The sequence below is a fragment of the Fundidesulfovibrio terrae genome (assembly GCF_022808915.1).
Lineage (GTDB): Bacteria > Desulfobacterota > Desulfovibrionia > Desulfovibrionales > Desulfovibrionaceae > Fundidesulfovibrio > Fundidesulfovibrio terrae.
Window position 1 is genome coordinate 191,330 of sequence record NZ_JAKZFS010000002.1, and the last position, 20,784, is coordinate 212,113.

The 20,784-nt window shown below is 64.8% G+C and carries 17 protein-coding genes; 9 read left to right on the forward strand and 8 right to left on the reverse strand.

The window, feature by feature from the left end; all coding sequences use genetic code 11:
• Positions 1-110: 110 nt before the first annotated feature.
• The 3 genes from ML540_RS08045 (at position 111) to ML540_RS08055 (ending at position 3,629) form a co-directional block, all read left to right on the forward strand.
• On the forward strand, positions 111-590 hold the full coding sequence (locus ML540_RS08045) for a hypothetical protein (protein ID WP_243359876.1): 480 nt from the start codon (positions 111-113) through the stop codon (positions 588-590).
• 3 nt (positions 591-593) lie between these two features.
• Positions 594-1,364 carry an MBL fold metallo-hydrolase gene (locus ML540_RS08050; protein ID WP_243359877.1) on the forward strand — a complete coding sequence of 257 codons (771 nt, stop codon included), beginning with the start codon at positions 594-596 and terminating at the stop codon, positions 1,362-1,364.
• Positions 1,365-1,568: 204 nt separating this feature from the next.
• The gene (locus ML540_RS08055; RefSeq protein ID WP_243359878.1) at positions 1,569-3,629 is read left to right on the forward strand and encodes a response regulator; all 2,061 of its coding nucleotides are present in this window, start codon (positions 1,569-1,571) and stop codon (positions 3,627-3,629) included.
• A gap of 24 nt (positions 3,630-3,653) precedes the next feature.
• On the opposite strand, the gene ML540_RS08060 is transcribed toward ML540_RS08055, so the two are convergent.
• The 4 genes from ML540_RS08060 to ML540_RS08075 form a co-directional block, all read right to left on the reverse strand.
• Entirely contained in the window at positions 3,654-4,022 is a 369-nt protein-coding gene (locus ML540_RS08060; RefSeq protein ID WP_243359880.1) for a response regulator, read from the reverse strand.
• Positions 4,012-5,265, reverse strand: coding sequence for a PAS domain-containing sensor histidine kinase (locus ML540_RS08065; RefSeq protein WP_243359882.1), 1,254 nt, complete (start codon positions 5,263-5,265; stop codon positions 4,012-4,014). Before ML540_RS08065 ends, ML540_RS08060 begins: the two co-directional genes overlap by 11 nt.
• Before the next feature lie 180 nt (positions 5,266-5,445).
• Positions 5,446-7,665 (reverse strand): PAS domain S-box protein, encoded by a 2,220-nt coding sequence (locus ML540_RS08070; protein WP_243359884.1) that lies wholly within the window; start codon positions 7,663-7,665, stop codon positions 5,446-5,448.
• Positions 7,666-7,813: 148 nt separating this feature from the next.
• On the reverse strand, positions 7,814-9,166 hold the full coding sequence (locus ML540_RS08075; protein ID WP_243359886.1) for a deoxyribodipyrimidine photo-lyase: 1,353 nt from the start codon (positions 9,164-9,166) through the stop codon (positions 7,814-7,816).
• A 112-nt stretch (positions 9,167-9,278) separates the two neighbouring features.
• Here ML540_RS08075 and ML540_RS08080 point away from each other — a divergent pair, with 112 nt between their 5' ends.
• Positions 9,279-9,770, forward strand: coding sequence for a YajQ family cyclic di-GMP-binding protein (locus ML540_RS08080; protein WP_243359888.1), 492 nt, complete (start codon positions 9,279-9,281; stop codon positions 9,768-9,770).
• A gap of 10 nt (positions 9,771-9,780) precedes the next feature.
• Positions 9,781-10,164 carry a hypothetical protein gene (locus tag ML540_RS08085; protein ID WP_243359890.1) on the forward strand — a complete coding sequence of 128 codons (384 nt, stop codon included), beginning with the start codon at positions 9,781-9,783 and terminating at the stop codon, positions 10,162-10,164.
• A 66-nt stretch (positions 10,165-10,230) separates the two neighbouring features.
• Here the strand turns inward: ML540_RS08085 and ML540_RS08090 are convergent, their stop codons facing one another.
• Positions 10,231-10,896 (reverse strand): YkgJ family cysteine cluster protein, encoded by a 666-nt coding sequence (locus ML540_RS08090; RefSeq protein ID WP_243359892.1) that lies wholly within the window; start codon positions 10,894-10,896, stop codon positions 10,231-10,233.
• A 334-nt stretch (positions 10,897-11,230) separates the two neighbouring features.
• Between ML540_RS08090 and dsrA the strand changes: the two genes are divergently transcribed.
• The 4 genes from dsrA to ML540_RS08110 all read left to right on the forward strand — a co-directional run bounded on the left by dsrA (position 11,231) and on the right by ML540_RS08110 (position 15,549).
• Positions 11,231-12,544, forward strand: a complete 1,314-nt coding sequence (dsrA, locus tag ML540_RS08095) for a dissimilatory-type sulfite reductase subunit alpha (RefSeq protein ID WP_243359894.1) — start codon at positions 11,231-11,233, stop codon at positions 12,542-12,544.
• A 15-nt stretch (positions 12,545-12,559) separates the two neighbouring features.
• Entirely contained in the window at positions 12,560-13,708 is a 1,149-nt protein-coding gene (gene dsrB / locus ML540_RS08100; RefSeq protein ID WP_243359897.1) for a dissimilatory-type sulfite reductase subunit beta, read from the forward strand.
• A gap of 68 nt (positions 13,709-13,776) precedes the next feature.
• The gene (locus ML540_RS08105) at positions 13,777-14,016 is read left to right on the forward strand and encodes a dissimilatory sulfite reductase D family protein (protein WP_243359898.1); all 240 of its coding nucleotides are present in this window, start codon (positions 13,777-13,779) and stop codon (positions 14,014-14,016) included.
• 126 nt (positions 14,017-14,142) lie between these two features.
• Positions 14,143-15,549 (forward strand): cobyrinic acid a,c-diamide synthase CobB, encoded by a 1,407-nt coding sequence (locus tag ML540_RS08110; protein WP_243359899.1) that lies wholly within the window; start codon positions 14,143-14,145, stop codon positions 15,547-15,549.
• Positions 15,550-16,423: 874 nt separating this feature from the next.
• Here ML540_RS08110 and ML540_RS08115 read toward each other — a convergent pair.
• Genes ML540_RS08115 through ML540_RS08125 form a run of 3 tightly spaced genes read right to left on the reverse strand, consistent with a single transcriptional unit; the run spans position 16,424 to position 20,771 of the window.
• On the reverse strand, positions 16,424-17,524 hold the full coding sequence (locus tag ML540_RS08115) for a lipocalin-like domain-containing protein (protein WP_243359900.1): 1,101 nt from the start codon (positions 17,522-17,524) through the stop codon (positions 16,424-16,426).
• The gene (locus ML540_RS08120) at positions 17,524-20,091 is read right to left on the reverse strand and encodes an FtsX-like permease family protein (protein WP_243359901.1); all 2,568 of its coding nucleotides are present in this window, start codon (positions 20,089-20,091) and stop codon (positions 17,524-17,526) included. Before ML540_RS08120 ends, ML540_RS08115 begins: the two co-directional genes overlap by 1 nt.
• On the reverse strand, positions 20,076-20,771 hold the full coding sequence (locus tag ML540_RS08125) for an ABC transporter ATP-binding protein (protein ID WP_243359902.1): 696 nt from the start codon (positions 20,769-20,771) through the stop codon (positions 20,076-20,078). The genes ML540_RS08120 and ML540_RS08125 overlap by 16 nt, the downstream gene beginning before the upstream one ends.
• Between the last annotated feature and the right edge of the window lie 13 nt (positions 20,772-20,784).

A 20,784-nucleotide genomic window follows, 5' to 3' on the forward strand; every position in this document is an offset into this window, starting at 1 on the left:
CCAAGGGGATTTCGCTGGCAAGAGGCTCGCCCTGCTTGCTTTCCGGCAACGATGGCATTAGCTTTACCCACGGGCGGATTTGTCCGCCATCAATCGGGAGCCTTACGTCCATGATCATCCCCAGAAAACGCAAGCTTGAAAAATCCCCCGCCTTCCTGGCCCCGCACCGCGAAGACCTGATCGTCGTGGGGATATGGCTGTTCAGCCTCGTTCCCGCATTCCTCATCTCGGTGTTCAAGAAGGACCCGTTCTACGCGTCGGTCATCACCGTCCTTATCCAGTTCCTGGCCTCGTTCGGCTCCATCACCCTGTTCGGCGTGATCAGCCAGCTCATCTGCTACCGCTACATCGAGTCTTCCGAGGTGCACGACCGCATGATGGACGGCCTGTTCTACGGCTTCCACGCGGGCATGATCATCTGGATGCTCTACGGATTCTTCCACATCCTGTTCGGATCACGCACGGTGGGCGAGATCAACGCCCTCATAGGCTTTTTCGGCATCACCTGCATGATGAGCTGCGTGGTGGGCATCCTGTGCGGGTTCATCGTGGGCCGCTGGGAGGCCCGCAAGGGCTCCAAGGGCTTCTAGGCGGTGCGTGTCCTTTTCTGCGGCGTGGGCGAGGCGTTCGACGACGCCCAGCCCAACACCTGCCTGCTGGTGGAGGCCTTCTCGGACGGCGCGCGGCGCGAGGTGCTGCTCGACTGCGGCTTCACCGCCCCCTATTCCTACTGGCGCCACGGCCCGAGCCTGGACGCCGCCCCAGACGGGCCGGACATCGTCTGGCTGTCGCACTTCCACGGCGACCACTTCCTGGGCTTTCCGGCCCTGGCCGCGCGTCTGACCCAGTCCGGGCGCACGCGCGACCTGCACGTGGCCGGACGCCAGGGCGTGGGCATGGCCGTGTGCCGGGCCCTGGACTTGGCCTACCCGAATCTGCGCGAGAACCTGGGGTTCGCCCTGAAGTTCGACGAGTGCCTGCCCGGCGAGCCGCTGGAGATGTCGGGCCTTAGCTTTTCGGGGGCCTTCACCACCCATCCCGAGCCGTGCCTGGCGTTGCGCCTGGAGGACGAGGCGGCCAGCCTCTACTATTCCGGCGACGGCGCGCCTTCGGCCGAATGCCTGGCCCTGGCCTGGGGGACAGGCCTGCTGGTGCAGGAAGCCTACTCCATCGCACCCGGCTCTCCCGGGCACGGGTCCGTGGAGGAGACCGTGCAGCTGGCCCGCATGGCCAGCCCCGGCGCGCTGGCCCTGGTGCACCTGGAGCGCCGCCTGCGCGCGGACAGCCTCCCCGAAGTCATGGCCGCGCTGGACGGTGCCGGATACCTGCCGGAACCGGGCCACATCCACGACGTCAGGCCTTAGACCTTTCTCCCGCGCCTTGGCGCGTCTTGTTTCCTCCTGACGGCGAAGCCGCGATGCGGACTTGCCACCCGTTGCGTTTTCCCTCTGCGGCCGTGCGTTTCATGGACTCACCCGGAAAAAGTGTGGTAGAGAAGACACCCTTTCCCCCGATCCGGACCTGCCTCGCGGACTTCCGCGCGGGCGGTCTCATGGAGGGCGGTGCCTATGAATTCCGTGGACGAAATTGCAATCAATGCCGGTGACATTCTGGTCGTCGACGACAACCCGAACAATGTCGAGTTGTTGGATACGATTTTGGTGAGCGCGGGCTATCGGGTGCGGTCCTCCCGGGACGGCGAGCACGCCTTGCGCAGCGCCAAGGAGAATCCGCCCGGATTGATCCTCCTGGATATATTGATGCCCGGCATGAACGGGTTCGAGGTCTGTCGCCGCCTGAAGGACGACGAGGCCACGCGGGACATTCCGGTCATCATCCTGAGCGCCCTCATGGACACCGCCGACAAGATCCGGGGATTCGAACTCGGGGCCGTGGATTATTTGACCAAACCCGTCCAGAAGCAGGAGGCGTTGGCGCGCATAAAGACCCATCTGGCGCTGGCCGGCGCGACGAAACGGTTGCATGCGCAAAACCTGCAGTTGGGGCGGGAGGTCGCCGAACGCACACAGGCGCAGGAAGAGTTGAGCCGGCACAAGGAACATCTCGAGGAGCTTGTGGCGGCGCGCACCCTGGAACTCACGAAGGCCAACGAAAAATACCTGGCGATCTTCATGGAGGCCAGGGACGGCATCATCCTGACCGACCCGAAGACAGGTTTCATCCTCGACTCCAATCCGGAATTCCTGCGGCAATGCGGCAGGGATGCGCAGGTCCTCAAGTACATGCGCATCTGGGAGCTGTTGCCCGAGGAGCAATCCGCAGTGGGCAGGAACGCCTACGAGGCGATCGTCCGGCAAGGTGAGGGCGCCCAGGAGGTCGAACTGCGCAGACCCGACGGGACCGTGCTGTTCGCCGAGTATGCAGCCAAGGTGATCACGTTCTCTGACCGCCGGGTTGTCCAGTTCGTCAGCCGGGACGTCACCGAGGGCAAACGCCTGAAAGAGGAGCTGGCCAAGTCGCACCACTACATCAAGAACATCTTCGACTCCATGCCTTCGCAGATCATAGGCGTCGACCCGCAAGGCAAGCTGACCCACTGGAATCTGGCAGTCAGCGCGGCTGCCGGAGGCTCGGTGGAGTTGGCCGAGGGCAAACCCCTCGAGGAAGCCCTCCCGAGGTTCGCCGACTACCTGGAGAACATCAAGCTGGCCATCCGGGAGCGCAGGCCGGTGAGCATCGAGCGGCAACCGTGCTGGGACGACGGCGAACTGTGCTTCCAGAACATCATGTTCTATCCCCTGGTCGCGGACAGCATCGACGGCGTGGTCATCAGGGTGGACGACGTCACCGAGCATGTGAGAATCTCCGACATATTGATTCAGTCGGAAAAGATGGCCTCCGTGGGCGGTCTCGCCGCAGGCATGGCCCATGAGATCAACAACCCGCTCGGCAGTATTCTCCAGTCGGCCCAGGTGCTCCTGAAGCGGTTTGCGGTGGATCACCCCGCCAACATCGAGACTGCCCGGGAATGCAACAGCACGATGGAGAATGTCCGGTGCTACTTTGAAAAACGCCAGGGTGAAGAGTTCCTGGTGTCCATTCGTGAAGCTGGTGCGAAGGCTTCGAAGATCGTGCGGAGCATGCTTGATTTCAGCCGGAAAAGTGACACCAACCGCGCATTGGCCAACGTGAACGACATCCTGGAAAGGAGCCTCGAACTGGCTTCCACGGATTACGACCTGAAAAAGAAGTACGATTTCCGGCAGATTTCCATCATCAAGGAATTCGCCGACAATCTGCCGTCGGTGCCCTGCATCCAGTCGGAAATCGAACAGGTCATGCTCAATCTGCTCAAGAACGCGGCCCAGGCCTTGGCTGATCAGCCTCCCGGCGACAGGAAACCGGCCATCACTCTTTTCACCAGCCGCGTCGATGGATTCGTCCGGATAGTGGTGGAGGACAACGGTCCCGGCATAGAAGAAAAGATCCGTCGGCGGATTTTCGATCCCTTCTTCACCACCAAGAAGGTCGGGGAAGGGACCGGGCTCGGCCTGTCGGTGAGCTACTACATCATCGCCAACAACCACGGGGGCAAGATATCCGTGGAGTCCGAGCCGGGCGCCTGGACCAGATTCATCATCGACTTGCCCGTCCAGGCGCAGGCCTGAGCCTTTTGCGGGCATTCCCGGCCGTCACTCCGCCAGGAAGTTCCTGATCTGCCCCGGGAATGCGCGCGTGTCGATCGGTTTGGCGACGTACCCGTCGAAACCTGAGGCGAGAGCCTTCTCCCTGTCGCCTTTCATAGCGAAGGACGTGACCGCGATGATCCTGATTGCGCTGGTTTCAGGACTGCTCTTGAGGGTCTTCATGGCCGTCACCCCATCCATGACGGGCATCTGGATGTCCATGAGTATCAAGTCGGGCTTGTTGTAGCGCGCGATCTCGACGGCCTCATTTCCGTTTTCCGCCTCGAGCACGGCATAGCCGTCGCGGTGCAGGAGAAAACTCAGCAGTTCGCGGTTCGGGGCGTTGTCTTCCACGACGAGAATCTTAGCCGGCATGCCCCTCTCCCCCTCGCCTGGGCAATATGAACGTGAACGCGCTCCCTTCGCCGAACACGCTCTGGGCCCAGATTCTGCCTCCATGGAGCTCGATGAACTTCTTGCTCAACGCAAGACCCAGGCCGGCCCCTTGGTATCGTTTGTCGTAGGGGGATTCGAGTTGGGAAAACTCCTTGAAAAGCAGTTGGATATCTTCTTTCTTGATGCCGATTCCCGTGTCGGAGACAGTGATTTCGATGAACTCTCCGGACAAACCGTCATAGTTGCCGGGAGCGGGTTCACCCACCGGGGCCAAATCCCGGGGCAGGGACAAGCGCCTCGCGCGAATGCTCACGGTTCCGCCATCCGGAGTGAATTTGATCGCATTGCTGAGCAGGTTGAACATCACTTGCTTTATTTTTCTGTTGTCGGCCTCGATCATCATCCCCCCATCGGGGCCGGATTCATACCGCATGGATATCCCGTGCTTCAGCGCCTTTTCGTGCAGCATCGCCACGGAAGCCTCGATGACATCCGACAGCAGGAAGTCGGAGATCTCGAGGTCCATCTTGCCGGACTCCACCTTCGCGAGGTCCAGGATGTCGTTTATCAGGCTGAGCAAATGCTTCCCGCTCTCGTAAATCATTCCGAGGAATCTCTGCTGTTGCTGGGTGAGCGGCCCGGTCGCGCCGTCATAGATCGCTTCGGAAAAGCCGATGATCGAATTCAGCGGGGTCCTCAGCTCATGGCTCATGTTGGCGAGGAAGTCCGATTTGGCCCTGTTGGCGATCTCCGCCTGTAGCTGCGCGGCTTCGGCCGCCTGCCTCTGCGAGGCAAGTTCGCCTTCGATCATCTTCCGCTGGGTCACGTCGCGGATGGCGGCGCTGACCAGAAGCCCCTCGGAGGTGCGCAACGGGCTCAGGCTGATCTCGACGGGGAACTCCGTGCCGTCCTTGCGCTGGCCGAAAAGCTCCAGGCCCACGCCCATGGCGCGCACCTTGGGGTTGAGGAAGTAACCGGCCCTGTGGTTCCTGTGCCGCTCCCGGAGCCGCTCGGGGACGAGCATGTCCACCGTGTTGCCCAGAAGCTCGGCGCGCGGGTAGCCGAAAAGCGCCTCGGTCTGGGCGTTGACCAGCACGATGTCGCCCTCGGCGTTCACGATGACCATGGCGTCCGGGGCGCTTTCCAATAGGCCGCGGAACATCTGGTCCGGCCCGCTGTCGCAGGTGGTTGAGGACTTGTTCTTGGCGGCCTTGTTCACCATGACGTTCTCCCCGGCAAACGAGCCGGACGTGCCAGCGCGAAAGAGAAACAACTGGTGGCAATAAGCTGTCTGTTTCGGAAACGGCGTAGTCCGCGGAGGTATTCGAGGAAGTCATAGCACGTTTCGGCGGGGGGGCAACAGCATGCTTTCCGGACAATCGCCCGTCGGCATGCGGCCGGGCTAGGCGTTTTCCTCCTCCGCCCTGAAATCCCTGGGCTTGGCCACGGGGAATTCCAACCTGAACAGCGCCCCCGAGCCGTTCACGGCTTCCAGCCTGCCCTTGAGCTGGCCCGCCAGGGACGAAACCAGCTGCAGCCCCAATGTTTCCGCGTTCGAGAGATCGAACCCCTCGGGCAGCCCGTTTCCGTCGTCCGCCACCTCGAGCCGGAGGTGCTTTCCGGAGAGAAGGGCCGACACGCGCAAGGTCCCCTTGTCGTGATCCTTGAATCCGTGCTTGAGGGCGTTGGTTGCCAGCTCGTTGATGATGAGCCCGAAGGGTATTGCCTGGTCCAGGGCCAGGGCGACGGGGACGACCTCGAGCTCGAGCGCGATGTTGCGATCGCCTTTGTAGGTGGTGACCAGCCTGGGGAGGATCTGGCGGAGGTAGCCGTCCACGTCGATCTCGGAGAAATCGCGCGAGCGGTACAGCTGCTCGTGGATCGTGGCCATGGACATGACCCTGCTCCGGCTCTCGGCCAGAACGGCCATGGCCGCCGGGTCGCCCAGTCCCTGTTCCTGCAGGTTGAGCAGGCTGGAGATAATCTGGAGGTTGTTCTTCACCCGGTGGTGGACCTCGCGCAGCAGGATCTCCTTTTCGTGCAGCGAAGCGGCCATGGCCTGCTCCGTGCGCTTCCTCTCGCTTATGTCCGTGGCGATCTGGATGCGGGCCATGCGCCCGTCGATCCAGCGCAGTGCCCGGTCGTGGTTCATGCACCATCTGGCGGTGTGAGCGTTCCAGTCCTCCCACACGGACACCCCGCCGGGGTCGCTCGGGGAGGCGAGCAGGGAGGGAATCGTGCAGTTCTCGCAGGCGTCGTCCCTGCCCCTGAAGGCCCGGTGGCACGTCTCCCCGGTGCAGTCGCGCCTGAACGTCTCCTTCATGGCCTTGTTCATGAAGAGGATTTCGAGGGTCTCGGCGTCCACCACATTCACGTCCGCCGGCACGCTGTCCAGGATGACGGTCAGGGTCTGGTTGGCCTCGGTGATCACCTTTTCGGCCCGTTTGCGCGCGGTGATGTCCCGGGCGAGGCTCAGCAAGAGCCCCCGCCCCTCCGATTCCAGGAAGACCACGCGCTGGTCCACCGGAAAGGAGCTGCCGTCCTTGCGGCGGTGCCTGGTCTCGAAGGACCCCCGGTGCTGGGTGGAGATGAGCTTGGCGAAAGCGGACATGCTCTCCGGGGACTGGCTCACGTCCAGGTCCAGAACGGCCATGTTCAGGAGCTCCTGGCGGGTGAAGCCGGTCTGGCGTTCGGCCTCGGGGTTCACGTCCACGATGCGTCCCTTCATGTCCGTCAGGTAGATGGCGTCGCCGGCGTTCTCCACCAGGAGCCGCATGCGTTCCTCGCTGGCCCGCAGGGCCTCCTCCGCGCGCCGCAAGGGGCCGATGTCCACGTCGAAGCAGTACAGCGCCGACCTGCCCTCGGCCATGCGCACCACCGCGTGACTTGAAAAGACGGGCGCCAGGGAACCGTCCTTGCGCCTGAGGATGAGCTCCGTGGCCGGGATGGGCTGGCCGGTCTCGGCCATGTTGGCGATGGCCTTGCGGACCTCGCCGCGCATGGGGGAGGGTATGATGAGGTCCACCAGGTCCCTGCCGAGGGCTTCCTTGGCGCTGTAGCCGTAGAGCGCCTCCGATGCCTTGTTCCAGAAGTTCACGGTCCCGTCCGGAGAATAGCCCTGCACGGACACGGACCCGATGGTGTCCAGGAGCGTCCGGAACCGTTCCTCGCTTTCGCGCAGTTCCCGTTCAGCACGTTTCGACCGCCTGTCCTGCGCCACCAGGGACGCGATGAGCACGGTCTGGAAGATCATGAAAAGCCCGCATCCGAGAATCAGGTATCCGTATTCCTGCCACATCATCGTGGCGCTGATGGCCGCGCCCATTTCGGACAGGCGGGCCCCGAACTGTGGTTTCGGGGCTTCAGGCTGTTGCGTGGCAGCCTGGGGCGCGGGGGCTTCGGGCTTAAGGGGGATGCCCGGATTTCCGGGCTTTTCGGACTTGGTGCCTTCAGGGGCGCGGCTCGCGCGTCTTGGCGAGGCCGGTCCGGCCTGTTTATCCGCCTCGGCGGGGCGTATCCGGCCGGGAGGAGCGGGGAGGGCGGTGAGAGGGTCGCGAGGAACCGGGGGGCTTTGGGCGAACGCCAGGGAGGGGGCCGCGCAGGCTATGATCGTTGCTGCCAACAGGCAACGCAGGAGCGAACGGAGGCAGAGGAGCGTTGGGGCGGATGACATCATGGTATAGTCATGCGTTTACACCTCGGTTCGTTACATTACGTATGGGTATTTACAACTAGCCTGATATGTTAAATGTTGTCGAGGAAAAAAGCGTTTACATCCCGAAAACGGCTTCGACCCGACGGATATATCCCTCCACGTCGAACTTCCTCTTGAGGCCCGCGAAAGTCATGGAGCGTACCTGTCCGAAAATCGTCCGTTCGCTCCAGGGCCGGTCGTGCACGCCGCCGATGGCCCAGGCGATGCCCGCGTATCCGTTGGGATCGCGCCCGTCCAGGGAGAGCCGGTCATTCAGGTCCACGGCCACGGCCTGGGCCTCCTCGCGGCACGGGGTCCACTCCAGCAGCTTCTTGGCCCAGTACATGCGCATGTAGCCGTGCATCTTGCCCGTCAGGGTCATTTCCCGCTGGGCGGCGTTCCAGGCAGGATCGTGGGTTCGCCCTTCCTCCAGTTCGCTCGGTGAATACAGGTAGGGCCTGGGATCGCGGGCGTGCTTGTCCAGGGTCTTCTTGGCCCAGTCCGGATAGCAGTCCGCCGAATCGTAGTTCCGGCTGTGCAGGCAGAAGTTGTCGGACAGCTCGCGGCGCACGATGAGTTCCTCCAGGAACGCCTCCTTGTCCTGGGCCGCGGCGTCGGAGGAGGCCACGGCCAGGGCGGCCCGTTGCGCCGAGAGCATGCCGAAGTGCAGCCAGGGCGACAGTCCGGACTGCCCCTCGATGGACGGGTCGTTGCGGCTTTGCGCGTATCCGGGCAGCCCCACCCGTACGAAGCGCGACAGAGCGGCGCGTCCGGCCGTCTCTCCCGGCGCGAAGAACCGGGGCAGCGGGGCGAGCAGGGCCGGGAACGCCTGTTCGGCCTCATCCCAGGTCCTGCCCGGCAGGGCGGGGAAGGAGGGACCGTCCTGCCGGGGCAGTTCGGGGAAGTCCTCCAGGAATTCGGGCAGCAGGCGGTGGATCTTGGGGCGGATGGTCCGGGCCATGTACTCCTGCTTGTCCGAGGCCACGAAGCAGGGCACCACGTTGCGCGCGTCCACCTCGTGGAGCGGGCAGGCCAGGGCTTCGCCCGCCCGGGCCATCCAGGACCGCTTGTGGCGCAGGGGGTCGAAATCCGCCACCACGGCCGAGGCGTCCAGGCTCCTGGCCAGCCCGGAGACCTCGGCCGGAGGATCTCCCAGCAGCTGGATGTGAGGGATGCCCTGCGCCGCGAGGTCGCGGGCGATCTCCCTGAGGCCGTCGTACAGAAACCGGAAATGCCCGGGCTGGGCCAGGGGGTAGGAGGGGGCCAGGCAGTGGGCGCACACCAGGGTGGTCCCGGCCTGGTGTGCCAGGAGCGCGGCGTAGGTGAGCGCCCAGTTGTCGCGGACCCGGTGGTCCCGGTGCATCCAATAGACCACGGGCCCCACGCCGGGACGTCCCGGCGAGATGATTCTGGCGCGGCGCGTGTTCACGGCGGGCTCCCCTGCCGATCGTGTCCGGCTCTTTCGCCTTGCAAAGCGGTATTCCCCGGGATAGAAAATGGCACCATACAGGGGGAGACCCCCGATCATACAGGAGTATTCCATGCCTTCTTTCGACGCCGTCAGCAAGGTGGACCTGCAGGAAGTGGACAACGCCGTGAACAACACGATCAAGGAGATCGCCACCCGTTTCGACTTCCGGGGATCCAAGACCCAGATCGACCTGGACAAGAAGACCAAGGCCGTGGTCGTCGTCACCGAAAGCGAGATGCGGGCCAAGGCCATCCGGGACATGCTCATCGGGCACTTCGTCAAGCGCAAGGTGGACACCAAGAGCGTGGAATTCGAGGATGCCAAGCCCGCCGGAGGCTCGCTCATGCGCATGGAGGCCAAGATCAAGGAGGGCGTGGACAAGGACACGGCCAAGAAGATCGTGGCCATGATCAAGGACTCCAAGATCAAGGTCCAGGCCCAGATCATGGACGACATGGTCCGCGTCACCGGCAAGAAGATCGACGACCTCCAGGCGGTCATCACGCTGCTCGGCAAGGCCGAGCTGCCCACCCCCCTGCAGTATGTGAACATGAAAAGCTGAGGAGGCTTCCATGGCGCCGATGCTGCTTCGCCTTGTGCCCGCCGCCGCGCTGGCGGCCATGCTGGTGGCCCTGCTGTCCGCCTGCGCCGGGTCCCAGCGGGCCCTGACCCTGGAAGAATTCTACGGATTCTGCTGGCCGGCCCAGATCGACACCAACTGCGGCGACGACTCCCTTTGCCAGGACTTCAAGGACTACCTGGCCCAGGAACACGCCAGCAAGGAGGAGTGCATCAAGGGCTGCGGCGAACTGCAGACCGCCAAATGGCGCGAGGACGCCATCCGCGGCTGTGAAGTCAGCATCAACAATGCCACCGACTGGTGCGAGAAGTACTGCCGCAACTACTTCGATTACGGCCCGCCCAGCCAGCAGGGGCAGGCGGCCCCGGCTCAGTAAGCGAGAGAAGGGGGGAGGGGGAAGAAGCCTCCGGCGGCCAAAGGAACTCCGTTCCTTTGGAATCCTCTATCGCTTCGCGGGTTTCGTGAGGTCCACCCCGAACGGGGCGCACACCACGGCCAGGGCGCGCCCGAAGTAGAAGTCCAGTTCCTCCGGGGGGGCGGCGGTCCTCTCGAGGAAGAGGCGGCGGAAGTTGTCCTCGGCGGCGGCGAGCTCCTGGAGAAGCCCGGCGGCGCGGCTGTCCCCCGTCGCGGCGGAGCGCGCCAGGCGCACGGCCGCAGCCGCGGGGAAGGACTCCTCGTGGAAGGAGATGAGCTCCCAAAGGCCGCCGCCCGTGTCGATGAGGTCCGCCCTCGTCAGGCGGCCTTCGCGGTACATGGCCTCGAGGGCTGAGGTGTCCTCGCAGAAGAGCGCCCGGCACTCGGCTGGGCTGTGGCCGTGGATGCGGCAGGCTTGCTTTTCGGCGTCGTGGAAGATGCAGGCGAACGGGCGGTCCGGGTCGCCGCTACCGCCGCCGCGTATCGAGACCATCTCCTCGGTCAGTCCGGCGAGCTTCCCGGCAACGTTCTCGCGCACGGGCTCTCCCTTGCGCAGGGTGACGAGGTCGCGCCGGGTGATCACGCCCGAGGCGACGAGCGTGGCGTCCTGGGTGTGCAGGGCCGGGCCGCCCTTGAGGCAGCAGAGGCCGCAGCGCCGGCAAACCGCCGGAGTGGGGTTGTCATGGGGCGTCATTTGTGAAATTCATAACGAAACACCCTGTGCCAGGCAAGCGGAAGGGGGGCGGAAGGCCCGTCGGAAGGGAGCGGGAGGAATTTTCTTTGCAGGCCGGCGGAAAGCATGTTAGAAAGTTCACGCGCGTGGTAATTGAGGAGGATTGACTTAAATCCCGGATACTTCTATTCGCTTTGTCCATCCCCAGACCATATCCGCGCCATAGGCCCACCCGCCGTCGACAGGCAGCAAGGGCATGTGGGCATTACGTCGGGAAAACGTCGCATCCGCAAGGGCGGGGCGCGATTTTCGTAAACAGGGCTGTAACTCTTACAACTCTTTTTTGGAGGAACACATGGCGAAACACCCGACCCCGTTGCTGGACCAGCTTGAAAGCGGTCCGTGGCCCAGCTTCGTCTCTGACATGAAGCACGCCGCGGAGCAGCGTCACAAGAACCCCAGGGGCACCAATCAGCAGATCCCCGAGGGCGTCATCGATGACCTGCTGGGCCTGCTGGAAATGTCCTTTGAAGACGGCACCACCCACTGGAAGCACGGCGGCATCGTCGGCGTGTTCGGTTACGGCGGCGGCGTCATCGGCCGTTACTGCGACCAGCCCGACAAGTTCCCCGGCGTGGCCCACTTCCACACCGTGCGCTTGAACCAGCCCTCCGGCCTGTACTACAAGGCCGACTACCTGGAAGAGCTGTGCGACCTGTGGGACATGCGCGGCTCCGGCATGACCAACATGCACGGCTCCACCGGCGACATCATCTGGCTGGGCACCACCACCCCCCAGCTGGAAGAGATCTTCTACGAGCTGACCCACAAGCACAACCAGGACCTCGGCGGCTCCGGTTCCAACCTGCGCACCCCCGCCTGCTGCCTGGGCATGTCCCGCTGCGAATACGCCTGTATCGACGCTCAGGACATCTGCCACACCTTCACGAACGAGTACCAGGACATGCTGCACCGTCCGCAGTTCCCGTACAAGTTCAAGATCAAGGTTGACGGCTGCCCCAACGGCTGCGTGTGCTCCATCGCCCGCTCCGACTTCTCCATCATCGGCACCTGGAAGGACGACATCAAGATCGACCAGGCCGCTGTGAAGGCGTACGTCGGCGGCGAGATCGCCCCCAACGCCGGCGCCCACGCCGGTCGCGACTGGGGCAAGTTCGACATCCAGAAGGAAGTCATCGACCTCTGCCCCACCAAGTGCATGAGCTACGAGGGCGGCAAGCTGGCGATCGACACCAAGAACTGCTACCGCTGCATGCACTGCATCAACGTCATGCCCAAGGCCCTGCGCGTGGGTGACGAGCGCGGCGCGTCCATCCTGGTCGGCGCCAAGGCCCCGATCCTCGACGGCGCCCAGATGAGCTCCCTGCTGGTGCCCTTCGTGCCCGCCGAGGGTTCCTACGACGAGATCAAGGAAGTCCTGGAGAGCATCTGGGATTGGTGGATGGAAGAGGGCAAGAACCGCGAGCGCCTGGGCGAGACCCTGAAGCGCCTCGGCTTCCAGAAGGTCCTGGAAGTCACCGGCATCAAGCCCATGGCCCAGCATGTCAAGGAGCCCCGCACCAACCCCTACATCTTCTGGAAGGAAGACGAGGTGCCCGGCGGCTGGACCCGCGACATCAACGATTACCGCAAACTGCACCAGCGCTAAAAGGGGGAACAACATATGGCGTTCGTCTCTTCCGGGTACAATCCCGACAAGCCCATGGAGGGCCGCATCTCCGATATCGGACCCCGGCTCTACAAGGACTTCCTGCCTCCGGTCCTGGAGAAGAACTACGGCAAGTGGGTTTCCCATGAAATCCTCGAGCCCGGTCTGCTGGTTCACGAAGCCGAGAGCGGCGACAAGGTCTACACCGTGCGCGTGGGTTCCGCCCGCCTGGTGTCCACCGAGTACATCCGCGAAGCTTGCGAAGTCGCCAAGAAGTACTGCGACGGCTACATCCGCTGGACCACCCGTAACAACATCGAGTTCATGACCACCTCCCTCGAGAGCGCCAAGGCTCTCAAGGCGGATCTGAACGGCCGCAAGTTCGACAAGGGTTCCTACAAGTTCCCCGTCGGCGGCACCGGCGCCTCCGTGTCCAACATCGTCCACACCCAGGGTTGGATCCACTGCCACACCCCGGCCACCGACGCCTCGGGCACCGTGAAAGTCATCATGGACGAACTCTTTGAAGACTTCACCAACATGCGCATGCCCGCCATCGTCCGCGTTGCCGTGGCCTGCTGCCTGAACATGTGCGGCGCCTGCCACTGCTCCGACCTCGCGGTCGTGGGCTTCCACCGCAAGCCGCCCTACGTCGACCACGAGTATCTCGACAACCTGTGCGAGATCCCGCTGGCCATCGCGTCCTGCCCCACCGGCGCTCTGAAGCCCGGCAAGACCGATCTGGCCGACGGCAAGAAGGTCAACACCATCCTGGTCAACCAGGAGCGCTGCATGTACTGCGGCAACTGCTACACCATGTGCCCCTCGCTGCCCCTCTCCGACAAGGAAGGCGACGGCGTGATCATCATGGTGGGCGGCAAGGTGTCCAACCGCATCTCCATGCCCAAGTTCTCCAAGGTGGCCGTGGCCTTCATCCCGAACGAGCCGCCCCGTTGGCCGACCCTGGCGAAGGTGTGCAAGAAGATCATCTCCACCTACGCCGCCGAGGCCAACAAGTACGAGCGCCTGGGCGACTGGGCCGAGCGCATCGGCTGGGAGAGCTTCTTCGAGAAGTGCGACCTGGAGTTCACCCACCACCTGATCGACGACTTCCGCGATCCGGCGTACTTCACCTGGCGTCAGTCCACCAACTTCAAGTTCTAGTCCGCTAGACAAACACCGGGGGCGCGGACTCACGTCCGCGCCCCCGGCAACATAAAGCGAGGTTCTCCATGGATGAGGCACAAGCCAGACAGACCATCGTCGACAGCCTGAAGTCGAAGACCAACAAGTCCAAGTTCTACCTGAAGGACTTCTACGCCTTCCTGCCCGAGATGAAGAAGATGGAAGTGGGCAAGCTGGTCAACAAGATGGTCGCCGAGGGCACCCTGGAATACTGGTCCTCCGGCTCCACCACCATGATCGGCCTCAAGGGCGCCGGCAAGCAGCACGCCACCGAAGAAGGCGAGTAAGCCGCTTCGGCGTAATATCTTTCTCCGCGTCCCGCGCCCGCCTTCCCCGCGACGCAAGGGCGTCGCCGGCAAGATCGGCGCGGGACGTGGCGCATATCCTGTAGGCCAAAAGGGCCTCCCCTCCCTATGATCCGCATCCCCCGCCTTGTCCTGGCCGGACTTTCCGGCGGCTCCGGCAAGACCATCGTCTCACTCGGGCTGACGCGCGCCTGGGTGAACCAGGGCCTGGCCGTCGCCCCCTTCAAGAAGGGGCCCGACTACATCGACGCAGCCTGGCTGAGCCTCGCCGCCAAGCGCGCCGCCAGCAACCTCGATCCCTTCCTCATGGACGAAGCCGCCATGGCCGCCCTCTTCGCCCACAAGGCCCAGGGTGCGGACTTGGCCTTCACCGAAGGCAACCGGGGACTTTTCGACGGCGGCGACGTCCAAGGGACCTTCTCCACCAGCCAGCTGGCCCGAAGCCTCGCCTCGCCGCTCATCCTGGTCATCGACGCCACCAAGATGACCCGTACCGTGGCCGCCATTGTCCAGGGCTGCGCCAATTTCGAGCCCGGTCTCGACCTGGCCGGGGTCATCCTCAACCGCACCGCCGGAGACAGGCACCGCCGCATCCTGCGCGACGCCATCGAGCACTACACCGGCGTTCCGGTGCTGGGGATGCTCCCCAAGATGCGCGAGAACCCCATCCCCGAACGGCACATGGGCCTCATCTCCAACCGCGAGTACGCGGGGCAGGACGCCATTCTGGAAGGAATCGCCACGGTAGTGGGCGACTCGTGCGATCTGGAACGTCTGCTGGAAATCGCCCGGCGCGCCCCGGCCCTCGCGGACCCGCACCACTCCATCTGGCCCGAGTCCGTCACGGCCGAAAAGCCCCGCATCGGCTACGTCCTGGACGCGGCCCTGTGGTTCTACTACCAGGAGAACCTCGAGGCCCTGCGCCGCGCCGGAGCCGAACTGGTGGAAGTAAGCCTTCTCTCCGAGGCGCAGTGGCCGAAACTTGACGGACTCTACCTGGGCGGCGGCTTCCCCGAGACCCAGGCCCAAGCCCTGGCCGACAACGCAGCCGCCCGCGACCGGGTGCGGAACATCTCCAGCGCGGGGCTGCCGGTCTACGCCGAATGCGGCGGGTTCATGTACCTCTGCGAGGAACTCCACGCCGACGGCAAGATTTACCCCATGGCCGGGGTGTTCCCCCTGGCCACCACGTTGTGCGCCCGGCCCCAGGGGCTGGGTTACGCCGAAGCCTCGGTGGTGGCGGCCAACCCGTTCCATCCGGTGGGAACGACCCTCAAGGGCCACGAATTCCATTATTCGCGCTGCCTGGCCCGGTCGAGGTATACGGGGCATGGCGACAAGCCCGTGTTCGCGCTGCGGATGGAGCGGGGTTCAGGCATGCTGGACGGCCTGGACGGCGTGGTGGCGGGCAACACCTTCGCGGCCTACACGCACATCCACGCGCTGGGCGCGCGCCACTGGGCGGAAAACTTCGTGCGCGAGGCGGCCAGGGTGAAGACGGCGAGGACGCGTTAGGCTTGAGGTCCTCGGCGAGGCGGGAGAGTCGGCGGCGTCGGGGAGCCGGGCAGGGTCCGGATTGGGAGAGCGGGCGAGCGGAAGATGCCCAAGGCGGCCAAAGGGTTTGGGGCCGTCTGGAGTCCCAGGAAGCTCAGCGTCGAATGATGTGAATATTTCGTGATCCCAAGGGAGGGAGCGCGCCCAGGCGCGTTCCCTCCCTTATTTATTGGGGAATCCGGGCAAGCGCGCCGTGGAAGGCTGAGCTGGGGAGGAGAGCGGCTGTCGCATAAGCCGCAAAGGCAGTTGTAGTTATGAAAGATATCTCTGGAAAAGAATGTTATATTTAAATCATATGTGGAGTTGTGGAGAAAAAGAAACGCAAAGTACACAAAAATGGCTTACATCCACCGCGCATAATGTGGTAGGAGGACGCGACAGTCGAGCCAGCCTCTTGTGGCAGTAGATAACTAATCAGGAGGGAACCTTATGTCCGGTGGTCCCGTTATGCGCACACTGGGAGTCGCATCTTCAGGCGTCGGAAACTTCAAGCCGGGAGAAACGGCGGACGTGTTCCCGCCGGTAGCCATGCTGACCATGTTGCGAGTCAGTGAAATTCGAGAAAAGCAACGCAGGGAAGGCAATTTCGATTGTTTCGGGAAGGCGTACGCGGGCTGCTGCGATCAACCCTTGTGCTCGTACTACGCTGAATGTGTGGAAATATCGAAAAGCATGCCCGAATTCGAGGGTTGATTGCCGGATGACAGCTGGTGCATCCAAGATGTGATGCCCCTTTCATTGGGAAAATGGCGTCTGCAGTACAAGACGCGCCATAGAGCGCGTGGCTGTTGCGAGGAAGGCTGCATGCCTTGACCCGTTCAAAAGAACTGTTGCATCAATATCTCGCCGTGAACGCCTTGTCGTACCCCGTCAGTTCCACATATCCTTCGCCCGAGACGGGCTGTCCGTCCTTCATGCCCGTGGCCCGCACCAGTCCCTCCCAGTAGTTCACCCCGGTAGTGCCGGGTGTGTTCATTTCCTGGTCTGAAAGTTCCGGGGTGACCACAAGATCGAAGCCCGGGCCCGTGAACTTCCAGCCGGAAGGATAGCGAGCCTTGGTGCGCGGGCTGGTCCATGTTCCGGATGCGGCCAAAGCGAGATCGCGTTGCGGCACGGCCGTGACCGTGGATTCGGGCGAGATCAGGCTGGCGGTAGATGCGGGGGAGATTCCGCCGTCCTTCTGGCGCAGAAAGAAAGCCATGACGCTCGATCCGTCGCTTAAGCGCAGGCTGAACCAGTCCCAGCCGGTGATGTCAGCTTCCAGGGGGGCCGAAGAGAATTCATGGTCCATCCACGCCTGGCCGGTGACTGGGATGGTCTGCCCGTCCAGGATGATTTCGCCGGTCAGGACCATGCGGGGAATGGAGTAATAGCAGCTGGCGCTTTCGGGCCTTACGCCCTTGCGGCTGTAGCCGCCGGCGCCGTGGGCCGCGGGGTCGCTCATGGGGGTGAGCAGCAGGGAGTAGGCGAAGCCGGAACCCGAGGCGTTGAGCATGTGCCCGGCGGGGCCGATGTCCAGGTTCCAGTCGCGCAGAAAGATGGAGGTGTTTTGGCCGAACGCCTGAAATCCCGCAAGGTTGAGCGCTTGGCGGGAGATGCGCTCCGCCTGGACGTGGCGACGCTTGGCCACGTCGGTGAGTGCGGCGTGGCCGAAGAGAATCTGGTTGGAGCGCCAGGCGGAGCTCTCCTGGGGCCAGGAATCCTCGATGGAGTCGGGCTTCAACTGGCTGCGGAATATGGTGAACTGCATGCCGTAACGCTCGCCTTGCGGCCCGGTGAGCGCGGCCGTGTAGTACCACCACTCGGTCTTGTAGCCCGGATGCGGGGCATGGTCGCGGGGAAAGTCGAAATCGCACGGCCCGGTCACGGGCTGGAAATCCTGGGCAACAGCCGGAGCGGCCAGGAGAAAGAGGACCAGGGCCAGAATACGCCGCATCAGCGTTCCCTCAGCGTCAGCGCGGGCGGCCGGGAGAGCGCCGCGCGACAGGCGGGAGGTCCAGCGGCCAGCACCGCGGCCAGGATGAGCGGGAGCGACAGGGCCAGGGCGCGCCAGTCGGGCAGATAGAGGAAGGTCCAGCCGAAGGACTGTTTGTTGATGGCGAAGATGAGGATGGCCGAGAGGGCCGCGCCGCCGAGCACGCCCACGATTTCACCGGCCAGCCCCAGGAAGACGGCCTCCCACAGGACCATGGCCGTGATCTGCCCCCGGCTGGCCCCCACGGCCAGAAGGGTGGAGAGCTGGCGCGAGCGCTCAAGCACACGCACCGTGAGGGTCACCGACACGCCGAGCGCGGCCACGCCCAGGGCGATGACCAGCAGCACGCCGGTGATGGCGAAGGTCTCGTCGAAAATTCGGGTGACGGTGGCGTGCAGCAGCGAGCCGGGCACGCAGTCCAGGCCGTCACCGAAGGGGCCGGAAAGGATCTCGGCGCGCAGGGCCTGGGTCCTGCCGGAGAGGTCGCCGGAACGGTCCTTGAAGTAAACGCGCGCACCGCCAGGTTCGCCCTCGCCGCCAAGATCGTAATACGCCTCCAAGTCGAAATAGATTTCCCCGCCTCGCGTGCGGTAGCTGCGCACCACCGCGGCAACGGGCACGTCGATTTCGGCGTGGCCGACCTGGGCGCGGAAACGGTCCCCGGCGTGCAGTCCGGACTGGTTCGCGAAGGCTTCGGCCACGGCCACGCCGCGTCCCTGGACAAGCATCTCGCCTGCCTCGGGCAGGCTTTCAAGCACGGAGAAGGTTGAGTGGGTGAGGAGCCCGGCCATGTCGGCGGCCTCGAACTGGCAGGCCACGCCGCCGATGGACAGGTAGCGGCGCAGGTAGGGCAGCGCGTCCACGTCGCCGCGCGCCTCCAGCCACGGCACGAGGCCGGACGGCAGGGGGGCGCGGAAATCGTTGAGTTCGGCCATGGCCGGGCGGACAAAGAGGTCCCCGGTGACGGTCTGGTCCAGCCAGAGCACGAAGCTGGCCCGGAAGCTGTGGATCATGGTGGACAGAGCCAGGAACAGGGCCATGGCCGTGGCCAGCGCACCCACCGATACGGCTGCGCGGTTTCCGCCGCGTCCGGCCTGGGCCATGGCCAGCCCGGCCGGGACGCCGCAGGCGCGGGCCAGGGGGGCGGCCAAGGCGATGGTGGCCCGCAGGGCCGCAGGCGAGAGAAGCGCCAGGCCGGTGAAGAGCAGGAAGATGGCCAGGTAGCCGGGCCAGGCGAATCCGGGACGCCCGGGCAGGGAGCTCAGGGGCCAGGCGGACAACGCCAGTACCAGGCCCCAGACGCTCCAGGCCGTTCCGCCGCGCTCGGACTGGGCCCGTTCCAGAACGTGCACGGACTGGGCCTCGCGAGGGGACACGCGCATGGCCCGGATGGAGGGTCCAAGCGAGGCCAGGAGCGACACCGCCACGGTAAGCGCCAGGCACGCGCCGATCTCGAATCCGTCCAGGGCCGCTCGGTCCACGGCCACGCGCACGAAAAGGTTGTTCACCGTGGCGTTCACTCCCGCGAGCATCCGCCCTGTGAGCCCGGCGGCCAGTGGCAGCCCGGCCGCGAACCCCAGAGCCCCGAAGAGCCCTCCCTGGAGGAGGAACAGGCCGCAGACCGACCCCGGACCGGCTCCGAGGCAGCGCAGCACAGCCAGTTCTTTGCGCCGGGAGGCCGCGTCCAGCGACACCAGGCTGTACACCAGGAACATGCCCACGAAGAGCGACACGAAGGAGAGCACCGTGAGGTTTCGCTGGTACGCCTCGATCATGGCCAGCCCCGAATCGCGCGATTCGCCGGGAGGCCCGAGGCGCACCCCGGCGGGCAGGGACCGGGCGATGTCCTCCAGGTCCGCGCCGGGAGCGGGGATGAGGTCGATGCGGTCCACCCGCCCCATGAGCCCGAGGAACTCCTGGGCGGTGGAAATGTCGGCCAGGACGACGTTTCCGGCATCCACTCCGGCCAGGCCGCCCGGGTCCAGCACGCCGAGGACCGTGAAGCGCGATTCGCTTGGCCCGCGACGCAGGGTGAACGCCTTCCCGGCCGAGACGCCGAGCCTGTCGGCCAGGGGCTTGCCCACCAGGACCGCACCGGGCACGGCGGGCAGGTCCATCCATGCGGGCTGCGGCCCTTCTTGTCCGGCCAGGGAGAAGGCGCGCACGGGGCGATCGAGGATGGGGTCGATGCCGATGAACCGGACGGGGACCCCGTCCGGGCCGGTGGCGTAGGCCGAAATGACGGGCGAGGCGTTGGCTACGCCGGGGTGGCGCAGGAGCAGGCCCGCGAGGCGTTCGTCCAGGCGCGATCCGGGCGAGGCCACGGTGAGGGCCGCGTTGCCGGTGAAGGCGTCCATTCCCAGGCGGAAGGACTCCACCGAGGCGTTCACGGCCAGGCGGACGCTCAGGAAGACCGAGGCCCCCAGGCTCACGCCCAGGACCACCGCCAGGGTGCGCCAGGGTTTGAGCCGCCACTGCCTAAGCACGAACCAGCAGGCCAGCCGGGCGAAGTTCAAGAGGCCCCGCACGCCCCCTCCGAGACGACGCCGTCGGTGATGGTGAGCACCCGGTCGGCCAGGTGGTCGGCCAGGGCGCCGTGGGTGGCGATGACCACGGTGCGCCCGAAGCGGGAGGCCAGCTGGGCCAGGTACTCGGTCACGGTGCGCCCGCTGGCGCTGTCCAGATTGCCGGTGGGCTCGTCGGCCAGGATCACGGGCGGGTCGTTGATGAGGGCCCGGGCGATCGCGGTGCGTTGCATCTCGCCCCCGGAGAGCTCCTCGGGCAGATGGGCGGCCCGGCGCGACAGACCCAGCCATTCCAGGTGGTTCTTGGCCCTCTCCCGGACGCGGGGCAGCGCCTCCCCGGCCAGCAGCGCCGGGAGGCAGACGTTCTCCAGCACGGTCATGGTGGGCATGAGGTTGAAGCTCTGAAAGACGATGCCCACCACGCGGCGGCGGTACTCCGTGAGCTCGGCCTGTCCGGCCGTGGTCAGGTCGCGCCCGGCCACGCGTAGTATGCCAGAGGTGGGCGTATCCAGCCCAGCCAGGAGCGACAGCAGGGTGGACTTGCCCGAACCGCTGGCTCCCTTGAGGAGCACCAAGTGGCCCTCCTCGATGCGGAAGCTGGCCTCGCGCACCCCGGCAACGTCTCCCGCCTGGGTGGCGTAGACGCGCGTCAGCCCCGAGGCGGCGATCATGGGTTCAGCCATGGGCCGGGACCTC